The organism is Thermococcus sp. PK (genome assembly GCF_000430485.1).
Lineage (GTDB): Archaea > Methanobacteriota_B > Thermococci > Thermococcales > Thermococcaceae > Thermococcus_A > Thermococcus_A bergensis.
Map to the genome: position 1 here is coordinate 651,122 of NZ_KE387149.1, position 12,460 is coordinate 663,581.

The 12,460-nt window shown below is 43.1% G+C and carries 17 protein-coding genes; 13 read left to right on the forward strand and 4 right to left on the reverse strand.

Annotated features, from left to right (window positions below):
- Positions 1-473 (reverse strand): IS6-like element ISPfu1 family transposase (locus tag THEPK_RS05440; RefSeq protein WP_042699282.1); only part of this gene is annotated, 473 nt, incomplete at its 3' end.
- Between the two features lie 90 nt (positions 474-563).
- Between THEPK_RS05440 and THEPK_RS05445 the strand changes: the two genes are divergently transcribed.
- Entirely contained in the window at positions 564-830 is a 267-nt protein-coding gene (locus tag THEPK_RS05445; RefSeq protein WP_042699276.1) for a hypothetical protein, read from the forward strand.
- On the opposite strand, the gene THEPK_RS05450 is transcribed toward THEPK_RS05445, so the two are convergent.
- Positions 831-1,877 carry a M42 family metallopeptidase gene (locus THEPK_RS05450; protein WP_042699285.1) on the reverse strand — a complete coding sequence of 349 codons (1,047 nt, stop codon included), beginning with the start codon at positions 1,875-1,877 and terminating at the stop codon, positions 831-833. It abuts the gene before it with no gap.
- An 85-nt stretch (positions 1,878-1,962) separates the two neighbouring features.
- Between THEPK_RS05450 and sfsA the strand changes: the two genes are divergently transcribed.
- The 3 genes from sfsA (at position 1,963) to xerA (ending at position 4,428) form a co-directional block, all read left to right on the forward strand.
- Positions 1,963-2,655, forward strand: a complete 693-nt coding sequence (gene sfsA, locus THEPK_RS05455; RefSeq protein ID WP_042699288.1) for a DNA/RNA nuclease SfsA — start codon at positions 1,963-1,965, stop codon at positions 2,653-2,655.
- 65 nt (positions 2,656-2,720) lie between these two features.
- Complete coding sequence (locus THEPK_RS05460; protein WP_042699291.1) at positions 2,721-3,563, forward strand: toprim domain-containing protein; 843 nt, start codon at positions 2,721-2,723, stop codon at positions 3,561-3,563.
- Between the two features lie 28 nt (positions 3,564-3,591).
- The gene (gene xerA / locus THEPK_RS05465) at positions 3,592-4,428 is read left to right on the forward strand and encodes a site-specific tyrosine recombinase/integron integrase (RefSeq protein ID WP_042699294.1); all 837 of its coding nucleotides are present in this window, start codon (positions 3,592-3,594) and stop codon (positions 4,426-4,428) included.
- A 46-nt stretch (positions 4,429-4,474) separates the two neighbouring features.
- Here xerA and pfkC read toward each other — a convergent pair whose 3' ends face one another.
- Both pfkC and THEPK_RS05475 read right to left on the reverse strand, forming a co-directional pair.
- A complete protein-coding gene (gene pfkC / locus THEPK_RS05470) occupies positions 4,475-5,854 on the reverse strand; it encodes an ADP-specific phosphofructokinase (protein ID WP_042699297.1) in 1,380 nt (459 codons plus the stop codon).
- Between the two features lie 88 nt (positions 5,855-5,942).
- Positions 5,943-6,656: a maleate cis-trans isomerase family protein gene (locus tag THEPK_RS05475; protein ID WP_042699300.1), complete on the reverse strand. Its 714-nt coding sequence runs from the start codon at positions 6,654-6,656 to the stop codon at positions 5,943-5,945.
- 94 nt (positions 6,657-6,750) lie between these two features.
- On the opposite strand from THEPK_RS05475, the gene THEPK_RS05480 reads away from it, so the two are divergent.
- The 9 genes from THEPK_RS05480 (at position 6,751) to THEPK_RS05515 (ending at position 12,156) form a co-directional block, all read left to right on the forward strand.
- A complete protein-coding gene (locus THEPK_RS05480; protein WP_042699303.1) occupies positions 6,751-7,629 on the forward strand; it encodes an MEMO1 family protein in 879 nt (292 codons plus the stop codon).
- 119 nt (positions 7,630-7,748) lie between these two features.
- Positions 7,749-8,093, forward strand: coding sequence for a hypothetical protein (locus THEPK_RS05485; RefSeq protein WP_156882145.1), 345 nt, complete (start codon positions 7,749-7,751; stop codon positions 8,091-8,093).
- Positions 8,094-8,147: 54 nt separating this feature from the next.
- Positions 8,148-8,312 carry a hypothetical protein gene (locus THEPK_RS13805; RefSeq protein WP_449355852.1) on the forward strand — a complete coding sequence of 55 codons (165 nt, stop codon included), beginning with the start codon at positions 8,148-8,150 and terminating at the stop codon, positions 8,310-8,312.
- 1 nt (position 8,313) lies between these two features.
- The gene (locus tag THEPK_RS05490; protein ID WP_042699307.1) at positions 8,314-8,607 is read left to right on the forward strand and encodes a nucleotidyltransferase family protein; all 294 of its coding nucleotides are present in this window, start codon (positions 8,314-8,316) and stop codon (positions 8,605-8,607) included.
- On the forward strand, positions 8,604-8,942 hold the full coding sequence (locus tag THEPK_RS05495; protein WP_042699310.1) for a HepT-like ribonuclease domain-containing protein: 339 nt from the start codon (positions 8,604-8,606) through the stop codon (positions 8,940-8,942). The genes THEPK_RS05490 and THEPK_RS05495 overlap by 4 nt, the downstream gene beginning before the upstream one ends.
- Positions 8,943-8,944: 2 nt before the next feature.
- Positions 8,945-9,946: a mevalonate kinase gene (locus THEPK_RS05500; RefSeq protein WP_042699313.1), complete on the forward strand. Its 1,002-nt coding sequence runs from the start codon at positions 8,945-8,947 to the stop codon at positions 9,944-9,946.
- Positions 9,943-10,722, forward strand: a complete 780-nt coding sequence (locus tag THEPK_RS05505; RefSeq protein WP_042699316.1) for an isopentenyl phosphate kinase — start codon at positions 9,943-9,945, stop codon at positions 10,720-10,722. Before THEPK_RS05500 ends, THEPK_RS05505 begins: the two co-directional genes overlap by 4 nt.
- Positions 10,723-10,924: 202 nt before the next feature.
- Entirely contained in the window at positions 10,925-11,728 is an 804-nt protein-coding gene (locus tag THEPK_RS05510) for a hypothetical protein (RefSeq protein ID WP_232194541.1), read from the forward strand.
- Positions 11,725-12,156 carry a hypothetical protein gene (locus THEPK_RS05515; protein ID WP_042699320.1) on the forward strand — a complete coding sequence of 144 codons (432 nt, stop codon included), beginning with the start codon at positions 11,725-11,727 and terminating at the stop codon, positions 12,154-12,156. The genes THEPK_RS05510 and THEPK_RS05515 overlap by 4 nt, the downstream gene beginning before the upstream one ends.
- The last annotated feature ends 304 nt before the right edge of the window (positions 12,157-12,460 follow it).

The window sequence follows — 12,460 nt, forward strand, 5'->3', positions numbered from 1 at the left end:
AGATAACCCAACCTCAAACTCTTAAAAGCAGACTTATACCAGCTCGCCCTGTCAACCAGAAAGACAGGCTGCCCTTCACACGACTTTAAAACAACCAGAATGAAATCCCTGGCAACCCACCAGTTTCTAACAGTCGTAATCCAGACTGCTAAAACTTCCTTGCTCTCAACGTCAATTGCAGCCCAGAGGTATCTTTTCTTCCCGTTGATTTTTATTACTGTTTCGTCAACTGCGATGAAGTTTCGCTGTTTTTTGACTGCGAGGATTTTTGGCTTGTAAACTGCTTCTGCGAGTTTTTGGACTGCCTCCCAGACTGTTACGTGACTGATTTTGAGTATTCTGGCGGTTTGCCGGTAACTGAGGCCTCGCAGGTATAATTCTACTCCCCTGATTTTCTTTTCTGGTGGGATTTTGTTGCGACGAAAGGGTTTTAAGGCTGAAACCACCCAGTAAATAATGGTTTCAGACTTCATGTTCCCCCTTCTTTTTCTAAAGTACTGCCAGTAACTTAAACCTGACACCCCACAGCTTATCCTAACAGTATCGTGAGGAGAGGGAGTAAAATGGAAGAATATCAAAAAAAACTGATAGAGGCTGGAATTGAGGGAGCTATAATCACGGTTTTAGCTTACCTTTTCTACTACCAGAACTACCTTCTCTACAAGTGGCATCGCGGTCTTCTGTTGCCGTCAAAAATTCCCTTCGTAATAGCTGGAATTCTCACAGGAGCGGCTTATTTCATTTACAAACTCTACAAAATCTACCCCATGATGCAAAAGGAGAAAATAGCGAATGTAATAAGAGAAGAAGAAAACTTAGAAACCATTTAATCAAATCTCAAGCTCGTGTATGTGCTCAAGGATCTTTACCATGAGCTTAACGCTTGCATCTACGTCCCTCTCATCAACGACTTCAGCGTTCGAGTGGATGTATCTTGAGGGAATGCTTATTGCCCCGGTTGGCACACCAGCCTTGTTAAGGTGTATTGCACCGGCATCAGTTCCTCCGCCGAGAAGGATGTCCCACTGGTATGGAATCTCGTACTTCTTCGCGAGCTCTTCCATCCATCTGACTATCTTTGGATGGCATATGACTGAGCGATCCATTATCTTTATTGCCGTTCCCTTACCGAGCTGGGTAACCTGCTTGTGCTCTGGAGTGCCTGGGACATCGGCAGCGATTGTTACATCTATGGCAAATCCGTAGTCGGGGTCAATGCCAAAAGCGCTTGTCTTTGCTCCCCTAAGCCCGACTTCCTCTTGAACTGTTGCCACGAAGTAGATGTCAGCGTTTGACTCTTTAAGTTGCCTTGCGGTCTCAACGAGGGTGTAGACAGCTATTCTATCGTCAAATGCAATGCTAACAAAGCGGTGCTTGCCAAGCCTCTCGAGCCTTCCATCCCATGTAATCACGGTTCCAATCTTAACGCCCATCTCTTCGGCTTCTTCCTTTGATTCAGCCCCTATGTCAATGAAAATCTGATCCCAATCTGGAGCCTTTGTCCTTTCTTCTGGCTTTTGGATGTGTGGTGGAACACTTCCACCAACTCCGTAGATGAACTTGTCCTTGTCAATCCAGACCTTGAAGCGCTGGGCAACTAAAGTTCTTGGGTCAATTCCACCTATTGGGGCAACCCTCAAGAAACCGTTCTTTTCAATGTGAGTTACCATAAGTCCTATTTGGTCCATATGGCCGGCAATCATAACCTTCGGACCATCGCCCTTCTTGTGGGCAATAACGTTTCCGAGCTTGTCGACTTTGATTTCATCGACATAATCCTTCAGGGCTTCAATAACAACATCCCTAACTCCCATAAACTCATATCCTGTAACTCCCGGGGCTTCGACTATCTTCTTTAACAGCTCGTAGTCCACCATCACTACCACCTCATTTAGATATTCATCGTAATGTTGAATGAATAATATTTAAGGTTTTAGGTCGAGAATTTTGACGGGAGGCATTATGTTGCTGAACCTTCAGGTAATAAATTGCACCTTCATAACAAGGCTTAACAGATTTGTGGGGCTGGTGGAGGTTAACGGAGAACTCAAAAAGGCCTTAATAACAAATACCGGCAGGTTAGAAGAATTCATGGTGAAAGGAAAGAGGGCATTTTGCATCCCCAAACAAGGAGGAAAGACGGATTTCGTTTTGATTGGATTTCTAGAAAAGGATGGAAAAGGAGCAGTTATAGACACGAGAACTCAGGCAAGGGCCTTTGAAAGAGCTGTTGAGCTGGGACTAATCAGGTGGCTTAAAGGATGTAGAATCAAAAGGAGGGAAGTTAAAGTTGGAAACTCCAGGCTGGATTACCTTCTAGACTGCAGTGGTGAAGAGGTCTGGATAGAGATGAAAAGCGCCGTTCTAAGAGAGAAAGACTATGCTATGTATCCTGACTGCCCAAGTTTAAGGGGACAAAAGCACATAAAAGAACTGATACAGTTAAGGGAAAGCGGCAAAAGGGCTATGATAGTCTTCATAGGGGCGCTACCCGGAGTCAAAAAGTTCAAACCCTACGTTAAAGGCGATCCCAAGATTGCTGAGCTGTTAAAAGAAGCAAAGAAAAAGGGAGTAGAGATTAGAGGAATATCGATAAGCCTCCTCCCCAACGGAGAAGTAATTCTAGAAAACGACGACCTTATAATTGAGGTGTAGCCCAAAGACTTTTATAACGCTCGCCCTATACAAGCTCGGGGTAACACCCCGTGGAGGTGTTGGGAATGACTATTGTAGATGTGAGAATTTTAGTCGAAGGAGCAAGTGATGTGGAGGTTGTAAGTAAAGCCCTTCAAGGCTTAGCCCTTGGCAGCGAGTACAACATAACAATCTCTGCAATAATTCCAACAACAAATCTGGAAATAGCAAAAAGTGCCGTGGCAGGAGCAGATTTGCTAATAATAGCCACCGATGCAGATAGGGTTGGACGGGAACTGGCAGAGAGAATGTTCAAGGAACTCGGCGAACTCGTTGGGCACGTAGAAAGAATGAAAATACCTATGGGGCACGACCTAGAGCACATAGATGTCGAACTTGTCAGAAAAGAACTCAAGAATACCCTCGTAAGAGCAGGTCTAAAGAGTCTCCAGATTTTACCGGAATACATGGCACTGAGAAATCAGCTTCTTGACCTAAAAGGAAAATACGAAATGCTTATGCAGGAAAACGAGAAACTCAAAAGTAACTACCAAGAACTCGAGAGCAAGTATGGAGAGCTCCTTGAAGAATACAGCAAACTGGTTGAGGAGAACAACAAACTGAAAGAATCCTTAAAGAAAAGAGCCAATGTTTTTAAGATAAGTGAGATATGGAAAGAGCTCTTCGGAGAGACAGAACCTCCGGAAGAGAAATACATAGCAGAGGCAGTTGAGAAACTCAACCTTGGCGGAAAAATCATTGTCGGGCAGGGGTACATATATTCAGATGATGAAGACCTAGTAATCGAGCTGCTTAGAATAGTCCACTTAAGCCTCAGCATAGCAGAAAGCAAAGAGGAGAAAGCTAAAGAAAAGGAAGAAACTACAGAAAAATTAGAGGAACCCATAACTGAATTCGAAAACTTCTGAACCTTTAAAATTTATTTTTGTGATTTATATGGACGTTATAGAGGAATTCAAAACGTATCTTGAACTCGAGGGGAAAAGCCCTCATACCGTCAAAATGTATGCTTACTATGTTGAGCGTTTCTTAAAAGAAGCTAAGACTCCAAACTATCGCTCTGCACTCCGATTCTTGGCAAATCTTAAACAAAGCGGGTATTCCAACAAAAGTCTCAACCTTGTGGTTCAAGCACTAAAGGCGTACTTTAGGTTTGAGGGATTGGAAGAAGAAGCGGAGCGATTGAAATCCCCAAAAGTGCCCCGAAGCCTGCCAAAAAGCCTAACAAGAGAAGACGTGAAAAAGCTCATAAAAGCAGTTCCGCCCACAAGAAAAAGAGACAGACTAATAATTCTGCTCCTCTACGGTACTGGATTAAGAGTAAGCGAAGTTTGCAACCTTAAAATAGAGGATATCGACTTCAACCGGGGAGTTTTAGTTGTAAGGGGAGGAAAAGGCGCAAAAGACAGAATAGTTCCTCTCCCGGAGTTTCTCTTAAAGGAAGTCGAGGATTATCTGAAAACAAGGGAAGATGGAAGTGAGTACCTTTTTGTTGAGGTCAGAAGAGCAAAGAAGGATAAGCTCTCCCCAAAAACAGTATGGTACATTCTCAAAAAGTATGGAAGCAAAGCCGGAGTGAAGGTAACTCCACACATGCTCCGCCACAGCTTTGCAACTCACATGCTGGAAAAGGGTGTGGATATAAGGGTTATCCAGGAAATTCTTGGCCATTCAAACCTCTCAACAACGCAGATATACACAAAAGTCACGGTGGAACACCTAAAGAAAGCGCAGGAAAAAGCAAAGCTTGTTGAAGAAATAATGAGAGACTGATATTCGTTTCCCCTAAAGGGCAGGATCTCCAAAAGAAAAAAGTAAATCACTCTTTCCTTCTCAACATGCTCAGATAGCTTGCAAAAGCCCCAGCAGATATTGTGTCTCCCAGCCCGACTGTAGATACCGGGTTCTTTACAAGCCTTGTCGGGATAATAACTATCTTGTATTCCCTTGTTCTCATTTTGGCCTTTGCCTCTTCAAACCTCAGCTTCACGTATTCCCCCTTTTCGTTGAATGGGACACTCAGACCGACCTTGATGTCCTCCGGCCTTTTGATATCCCCAAGAGATGCTCTTGCAGCTGCAAGGGTCGTCCCCACTTCCAAGGACTTCATCAGCTCTTCCTCACTGAGCGGATTGTCGCTGTGGGTTATGTACATGAGGTAGTAGATTGTGTGCACCTGAAGGATTTCAAGGTTCAATTCATCGAGGAGGATTTTGGCTCCTAAAACAGCATCCTCAATTCTGTTGTATGTGAAAATCCTATCGCTTAGCTCTCTATACCCCAGAACGCTCAGTATGTGGGCTATCTCGGCCTCGTCCATCCCTACGCTGTCAACGAGAGGAAAGATGTTGTAGATCACCTTCTTCCTGAGTTCTCTGTCCTGAATGGATGCAAATTCTACGTGAATCTTTATGTCCTTTTTCTTCTTCAGCAGTTTTATATCCTCTTTGGCCTTCCTTAGATAGTAGTTTGCATCCTTTCCGTCGCTGTAGTATTTTCTTAACCCCTGATAGCCTGAAAGAATGGCGCCATCTACCATCTCGCCTATCTCGGGCAGATGTGGTTTTAGCTCCGGGGAAGTTTCAATTCTCGCAAACTCCTCGAATCTGGAAGCAACGATGAACCTTCCGGAGTAGGGGACTTCGATAGTCTCATTTCCAAGCTTGAATCTTGTGCCGGCTCTAAACTCAAAAATTCTGTTAATCTTCACCGGGTCGTTCTCTCTATAAGCTTCGACAGGCTTCTTTAAGACAAGCTTTCCTTCTTCGACAACCGGATAGAGGAGGTTATCCTTATTTACGAACATCTCAGCTTGTTTTTTTCCAAGATAAGGGGAGTAGGCAATTACTTTATTAAAGTCCAAGTTGGCAAGGAGATTTGCTATTACCCCCACTTGTCCCCCAATTCTCTCAGAATCGTATTTAAAGCGGGAATCAAACCATCTATCGGTCTCAACACTCACCAGAGGCACGGCTTGAGGTTTTCCGGTCTTGAGGGCATGTATTAATCTCGCAACAAAGTCTAAAGGCTCGTTTATCTCTCTCGGGTATTCATCAATTCGTTTCTTAATGTTCTCTGCTCCAAATTCCTTTATGAGGTTCTCTATGTGCTTTTCGTTCAAATATACTATTGCGTCAACGTTGACGTTGTAGGCCAAGTAAATGTTCATTCTCTGGAAGTCCTTGATGAACTCCATCATTTTATCACCCTCAGTGAGTACTCTAAGAAAATTTACAAGAGAGTGCTTAAAAATATTTTCATGAAGATAAAGAAAATCGGTAAAAGAATTAAAACTCCATAAAAAGCTTTCCGAGCCAGGGGATTTTCTCCCCTACGTCAAGTTCCCTCAAAGCAAGCCACAGAGAGGCCTGATTGCTTGTAACGACTGGAACACCCAGGTCCTCTTCGAGAGCCTCGATTATTTCAAAAGTCCTCAAGTTGGTGCAGCTTATGAATATTGCATCTGCCTCATCTGTAAAGAGTGCCTTGACCATCCGGTAGGCTTCATAGGGTTCGAGCCTTCCGATTTTGGTATTGTCGACTATTCCAAGTCCTCTGATGTCTATGACCTCAAACTCATTTGCCTCCAAAAACTCCTTCTCTCTCTGGTTTATCTCATCAGTGTAGGGGGTTATGACAAGTATTCTCTGGGAGTCGAGAATCTTGAGGGCCTCGACAACTGCTGTACTCGTCGTCACAACCGGCAGCTTAACCTCGCTCTCTATCTTCTCCTCAATCTCCCTGTCAAATTCTCCACCGCCTATGAAAGAGCCACTCGTACACCCGTAGAGAATTAAGTCAACGTCGGCATCTTTCAACATCTTTGCACTTTCCACTGCAAGCCCGCTCATTGCTAAAAGCTCCTCCTCTGTAACGTTCTTCAAAGGCATTCTCGCTGTGTGAAGTGATACTCCCTCAGGTAAAGCTGAATGCAGCTCCATCTCCATCGTTGTATTTGAGGACGGAACTATCAAGCCAATTCTACCTCTCCATCCGTACATATTTTCACCTAAAAGGAGCTTTATTTCTCACCTATATTAAAGTTTTCCAAAAATTCTAATAAACTTCAAGTGCAAATGGACTCTGGTGATGAAAATGATAAGATACCCCGCAGTTGCCGGGAGCTTTTATCCCTCTGGAGAAGAGCTAAGACTCATGCTTGATGAGTTTTTCAGTGACCTTGGGGAGCTTGGAGAAGAAAGGAAGATTACCGCGGGAGTTGCACCTCACGCAGGATATATTTTCTCGGGCTACACAGCTTCGAGAACATACAAAGCTATCTATGAGGATGGCCTCCCGGAGACGTTTGTAATTATAGGGCCCAACCACACCGGCCTCGGTTCCCCCGTGGCAGTTTACCCTGAAGGCATTTGGAGGACCCCAATGGGAGATGTTGAAGTTGATGCTGAGCTAGCAAAGACTATCGCAAGACACTCCGGTTTGGCAGATTTGGACGAGTTCGCCCACAAATACGAGCACTCTCTGGAAGTGCAGGTACCCTTTATTCAATACATCTCCGAAAAAGCAGGAAAAGAAGTGAAGATCGTCCCCATAGCCCTCGGACTGCAAGATGAAGAGGTTGCCGAAGATCTGGGAAGGGCAATATTTGAAGCAAGCCAAGAGCTTGGGAGGGATGTAGTTGTTATAGCAAGCACGGACATGATGCACTACGGCTATGCCTACGGCTACGTGCCTTTTAGGGCAAGAGGAGACGATTTGCTGGGAAGAATTAGGGAATGGGACTTCAGAGTAATTCAAAAGATTCTCGAATTTGATTATAAAGGAATGTTCGACGAGATAAGGAAAATGAACCATACAATGTGCGGTCCGGGAGGAGTTGCAACGGCAATAGTCTTCTCAAGACTCAGCGGGGCAGTTGAAGCGGAGGTTTTGCACTACACAACGAGCTTTGAGGTAAGCAGGTCAACAGATGCGATAGTTGGTTATGTGAGTATTGTCATGAGGAAGGCATGAACTGCTAGGAAGGCGTTTTGCAAATTGAGGGATGGGGAATGGAACAAGCAATTCAAAAGTTGATTCGACTTGTGGGAGTTTCCCTTTTTATATTAGCTGCACTTTATTTAGGTGAGCTTTTGTTCAACTTAGATAATCCCTACTTTAACGACGCCGATGCCATAGAGCTCATTGTAAAGTCTGCCATGTTCTTTCTCCTGCTTGGAGGGGCCCTAATAGCATTTTCAGTATTCTACCCTGAGGGCAGTAAAACAACAAAAACATTGGGTACAACAGGCCTATTAGCCTTAACAGCCCTTTTAGGATATGGGATTGGTGTTGAAAGCTTCACAAAATGCTCTTCCTCGTGCGGTACATTTGAGATGCACTGGAGTGTAAACGTTCTTGGCTTAGTAATCCTCGTGCTCTCAATTGCCGGCATAGTCCTTGCATGGATGCAGTTTCTAAAATCTGAAATTTATTAGAAGGATACAAGAACAACCAAAAGAAAAATAAATTTGGAGTGTATATCTTGGATCATGAATACTGAAGAAGCAATAGGTAGAATGCTCTCCCTTGACAAAGAAAAAAGATTTTTTACGGCTCACATGCAAGAGGACAGGCTCGAAAAGATACTGACATCGATTTATGTATTCATTAATGCGAGAAGTATTACTACGATTATCTCGAACTGGAGGCGGTAGGATGAGGACTCTTGAAGAGATACAAAAGATACTTCAAGCTCATAAAAAGGAGCTTTATGAAAAATTTGGGGTCAAGAAAATTGGTATCTTCGGATCTTATTCAAGAGGAGAGCAAAAGGAAACAAGCGACGTTGACATTTTAGTTGAATTTCATAGACCTATCGGGTTTATTGAGTTTATTAAGCTCCAAGAATATCTTGAAACTCTACTCGGAGTTAAAGTTGATTTAGTTACAAAAAAAGCATTGAAAAAACAAATTAGGAAGCAAATTCTCCAAGAGGTGAAATACGTATGAGAAATCCATATTTGTACATTGAGGATATTCTCAACTCAATTAAAAAAATAAAACGTTACACTGCCGACATGTCATTTAGAGATTTCGTAAGAGATGAAAAGACTATTGACGCAGTTTTGAGAAACTTGGAGGTTATAGGGGAAGCTGCCAAGAATGTCCCCAAAGAGATTCGGCAAAAATACCCTCAAATTCCTTGGAAAGAAATTGCTGGAATGAGAGATAGACTTATTCATGCTTACTTTGGAGTTGATCTAGAGATCGTCTGGCACACCATAACCTCAGACTTACCGAAGTTAGAATCTGAATTATCGAAAATTATCAAGAGGGAGGGTTAAAAATGAGAGTTCTTGCTTCCGCACCCGCTAAAATTATTCTCTTTGGAGAGCACAGCGTAGTTTATGGAAAGCCTGCTATAGCTGCAGCCATTGATTTGAGGACTTATGTAAGAGCAGAGTTTAATGAAAACGGAAGGATTAGAATAGAGGCTAAAGACATAAGAACCCCTGGCTTGACGGTATCATTTTCCGAAGACCAGATTTATTTCGAGACAGACTATGGAAAGGCTGCAGAAGTTTTGAGTTATGTTAGAGAAGCCATAAACCTCGTAATGGAAGAAGCAGGAAAGCAGAAGGGAATAACTGTTTCAATAACCTCTCAAATTCCTGTAGGGGCAGGATTGGGAAGTTCAGCTGCCGTTGCAGTAGCGACAATAGGAGCCGTATCAAGGCTTCTTGGGCTTGAGCTGAGCAAAGAAGAGATAGCAAAGCTCGGACACAAGGTAGAGCTCCTCGTACAGGGTGCATCGAGCGGCATTGACCCAACGGTTTCAGCTGTTGGGGGCTTTCTCCACTACCAAAAGGGCTCTTTCGAGAGCTTGCCTGTAGTTGAACTGCCGATAGTTGTGGGCTACACCGGTTCAAGCGGCTCGACAAAGGAATTAGTGGCAAAAGTTAGAAGAAACTACGAAGAAATGCCTGAGATAATTGAACCTATTCTCAATTCAATGGGTAATCTCGTAGAAAAGGCAAGAGAAGTTATTCTCGCAGAGTACGACAGGGAAATCAAGTTCCAGCTGCTTGGAAGGTTGATGAACATAAATCACGGCCTGCTTGATGCCCTTGGTGTCTCAACAAAAAGCCTGAGCGATTTGGTTTACGCTTCAAGGGAGGCCGGGGCTCTTGGGGCGAAGATAACAGGTGCCGGAGGGGGAGGATGTATGTACGCCTTGGCTCCAAGAAAGCAGAGCGAGGTGGCAACGGCCATAAAGATAGCGGGTGGAGTGCCAATGATAACAAAGATAAGCAGAGAAGGACTGAGAATTGAGGAGGTCGAAGAATGATAGTCCTCAAGCTCGGGGGAAGCGTGATAAGTGACAAAACCGTGCCCTACTCATTTAATCGAGAAGTCCTTGAGAACATAGCAGAAGAACTCTCCCGGTTTTACCCCGAGGAGAGCTTTATCCTTGTTCACGGTGGCGGAAGCTTCGGACATCCAAATGCCAAAGAATACAACATTCGTGAGGGTTTGGTTGGAGATATGGAGAGAAAGAGAATCGGCTTCTCAAAGACTCATCAAGCTATGCTAAAGCTCAACGACTTGATAATTCAGGTGTTTTTGGAAAAAAGATTGCCAGCTTATTCAGTCTCATCTTCCTCAATGTTCCTTATAGAGAACGGTCACGTTGTTTATGGAGATGTTGAAGTTTTAAGAAAGCTCTTTGAAAATGGATTTATCCCCATTTTGTTTGGAGATACAGCAATAGCTTTGGATAAAGGCATTGACATCCTTTCGGGAGATCAGATAGTGAGTTATTTAGCTAAGATGCTAAAGCCGAGCAAAGTTATCTTTATGATGGATGTTGATGGAATTTATGACAGGAATCCGAAGGAAAAAGATGCGAAGCTAATTGAAGAGCTTAATGCTGAAGAAATTAGACATTTGCTGAAAAGTCCAGAGTCAGCTGGAATTGATGTAACTGGAGGAATTGGAAACAAGCTGAGAGAGGCTTTAAAGATAGCAAAGCACAGTGAAGTTTATTTCATAAATGGGAAAGTTAGGGGGAATCTGAGCAGGGCAATACGGGGAGAGAAAGTGGGGACAAGGCTTAGATTTTAATGTTCATTCTTTTACTTGGGTTTTCTTTCAACCAAAATTAAATGGAAAACTTAACTCGGAATAAATTTATACCCGAAACAAAAAGGAGGAATCTTTACTTTAAGTAAAAGGAAAGATTTATAAGAGTTAGTTTCTTATTAAACACTGCAAACAATTCGAGGAGATAAACGTTATGAAGTGGAAGGGGTTGCTGGCGGTCCTGTTGGGACTGCTGATGGTTGGAGTGACGGCTGGTAGTGCAATGGCAGCACCAATACAAAAGGAGCCCATACAGCCCCAATATTTTGGAGATAAAGATCAGCTTCACCTTGAATTTGATCCAGATTCATCTTATGTTTACAGAGGTACCATCTACTTGGCATATTGGTGGCACTGGGATGGATTAACCGAGATTTTTGATGGAAGTAAGGACTATATTGTAATAGAAATTCCATGGGAAATCAAAATTAATGGAGAATGGAAGCGACTTTTTGAAAATGACGTTCCTTATGTATACGTGAGTGTTTGGGATGAGTATAAATCTTCAGTGGGAACTCCTATTATTAGCATGGATCTGAATCCAAAGCTCATCGGGGATTATGAATTTACTTTTGCTAAAATTAAAATTCCAGTTGATGACGACGTTCCGGGAGGAATTGTTTATGTTGGAGTTCACCCAAAGCAGGAATATCAAGGGATGGAATTAACGACTTTAGAACTGTATTATCACACATGGGATGGTTCAGATGCCGTAGGACTAACTGTGAGTATTGGAATGTCTCTTTTCTTCCCAACAGAGACTGCTGAGGCTTTGTTTGGGACAACAGGCTCTAAAGTAATATCCGGAACTGTTTCATGGGGCATAAGTGAACTCCTTGGCAGTCATTTTAGTGGAGGCTGGGAAAAGCATATCAAGGCACAAGTTGAAATTTCATATGATGCGTACCCAGAGAGAAGCTATCCTCCTCCAAATCCTCCATGCATTGGGGAGATTTGTCCAACAAGCATCCTGGGGGATAAAGAATGAATGAGGGAGATCTTTATTTGGCTCGTTTTCTTCATAATTTTTTGATTGGAATAATCTCGGCAGAAATGCTTAGTTTGATTTTTGGTACTGTTGATCCTCAATTTGGATTTAAATTTGGCGTTTTGTATTCGCTCGTCATGAGCCCCTACATTCTGCTCCTGTATGATAAAGAGAGGGAGGCGCTTATTAAAAAGTATGGGTGGAGGGGTGGTGGGTACGCGGTAAGGTTGTTGATTACGAGGTATTTTGGTGGTGGGGTTGCCATCACTGCGGCAACCGTGGAGAAGTACTTTGGTGAGAGTATTCCCCTCTTGTTATTATTAGGACTTGTCTGGGCATTAGTGTACGCGAAACTGCTTGCCGATGCTAATCATCCTGATGTTCCGCATTACTGGGTGATGAAGCTTACTGGCAAAGCAGAATATTAGAATAACTGTGGTATAACCTGCATCCCGGCAGGTAGGTGGCAACAGCAATAAAAATCAGCTTAGGATTGAGGATGCTATCCAATAAGTTCTTTTTTGTTCATTCTTTTACTTGGGTTTCTTTTGGTTAATTGGGTTCTTGAAGATTCGGTTGGAAAGTAAGAACTCACGAAAAAAAAAGCGTAACAAATTACAACTAGTAAAAGAGAAGGATACTGTTAGGATAAGCTGTGGGGTGTCAGGTTTAAGTTACTGGCAGTACTTTAGAAAAAGAAGGGGGAACATGAAGTCTGAAACCATTATTTAC

Bases quoted from the DNA above. Each gene is read 5' to 3' on its own strand.
- THEPK_RS05445 (WP_042699276.1), top strand. From the start codon at position 564: ATGGAAGAATATCAAAAAAAACTGATAGAGGCTGGAATTGAGGGAGCT.
- THEPK_RS05450 (WP_042699285.1), bottom strand. From the start codon at position 1,877: ATGGTGGACTACGAGCTGTTAAAGAAGATAGTCGAAGCCCCGGGAGTT.
- sfsA (WP_042699288.1), top strand. From the start codon at position 1,963: ATGTTGCTGAACCTTCAGGTAATAAATTGCACCTTCATAACAAGGCTT.
- THEPK_RS05460 (WP_042699291.1), top strand. From the start codon at position 2,721: ATGACTATTGTAGATGTGAGAATTTTAGTCGAAGGAGCAAGTGATGTG.
- xerA (WP_042699294.1), top strand. From the start codon at position 3,592: ATGGACGTTATAGAGGAATTCAAAACGTATCTTGAACTCGAGGGGAAA.
- pfkC (WP_042699297.1), bottom strand. From the start codon at position 5,854: ATGATGGAGTTCATCAAGGACTTCCAGAGAATGAACATTTACTTGGCC.
- THEPK_RS05475 (WP_042699300.1), bottom strand. From the start codon at position 6,656: ATGTACGGATGGAGAGGTAGAATTGGCTTGATAGTTCCGTCCTCAAAT.
- THEPK_RS05480 (WP_042699303.1), top strand. From the start codon at position 6,751: ATGATAAGATACCCCGCAGTTGCCGGGAGCTTTTATCCCTCTGGAGAA.
- THEPK_RS13805 (WP_449355852.1), top strand. From the start codon at position 8,148: ATGAATACTGAAGAAGCAATAGGTAGAATGCTCTCCCTTGACAAAGAA.
- THEPK_RS05490 (WP_042699307.1), top strand. From the start codon at position 8,314: ATGAGGACTCTTGAAGAGATACAAAAGATACTTCAAGCTCATAAAAAG.
- THEPK_RS05495 (WP_042699310.1), top strand. From the start codon at position 8,604: ATGAGAAATCCATATTTGTACATTGAGGATATTCTCAACTCAATTAAA.
- THEPK_RS05500 (WP_042699313.1), top strand. From the start codon at position 8,945: ATGAGAGTTCTTGCTTCCGCACCCGCTAAAATTATTCTCTTTGGAGAG.
- THEPK_RS05505 (WP_042699316.1), top strand. From the start codon at position 9,943: ATGATAGTCCTCAAGCTCGGGGGAAGCGTGATAAGTGACAAAACCGTG.
- THEPK_RS05515 (WP_042699320.1), top strand. From the start codon at position 11,725: ATGAATGAGGGAGATCTTTATTTGGCTCGTTTTCTTCATAATTTTTTG.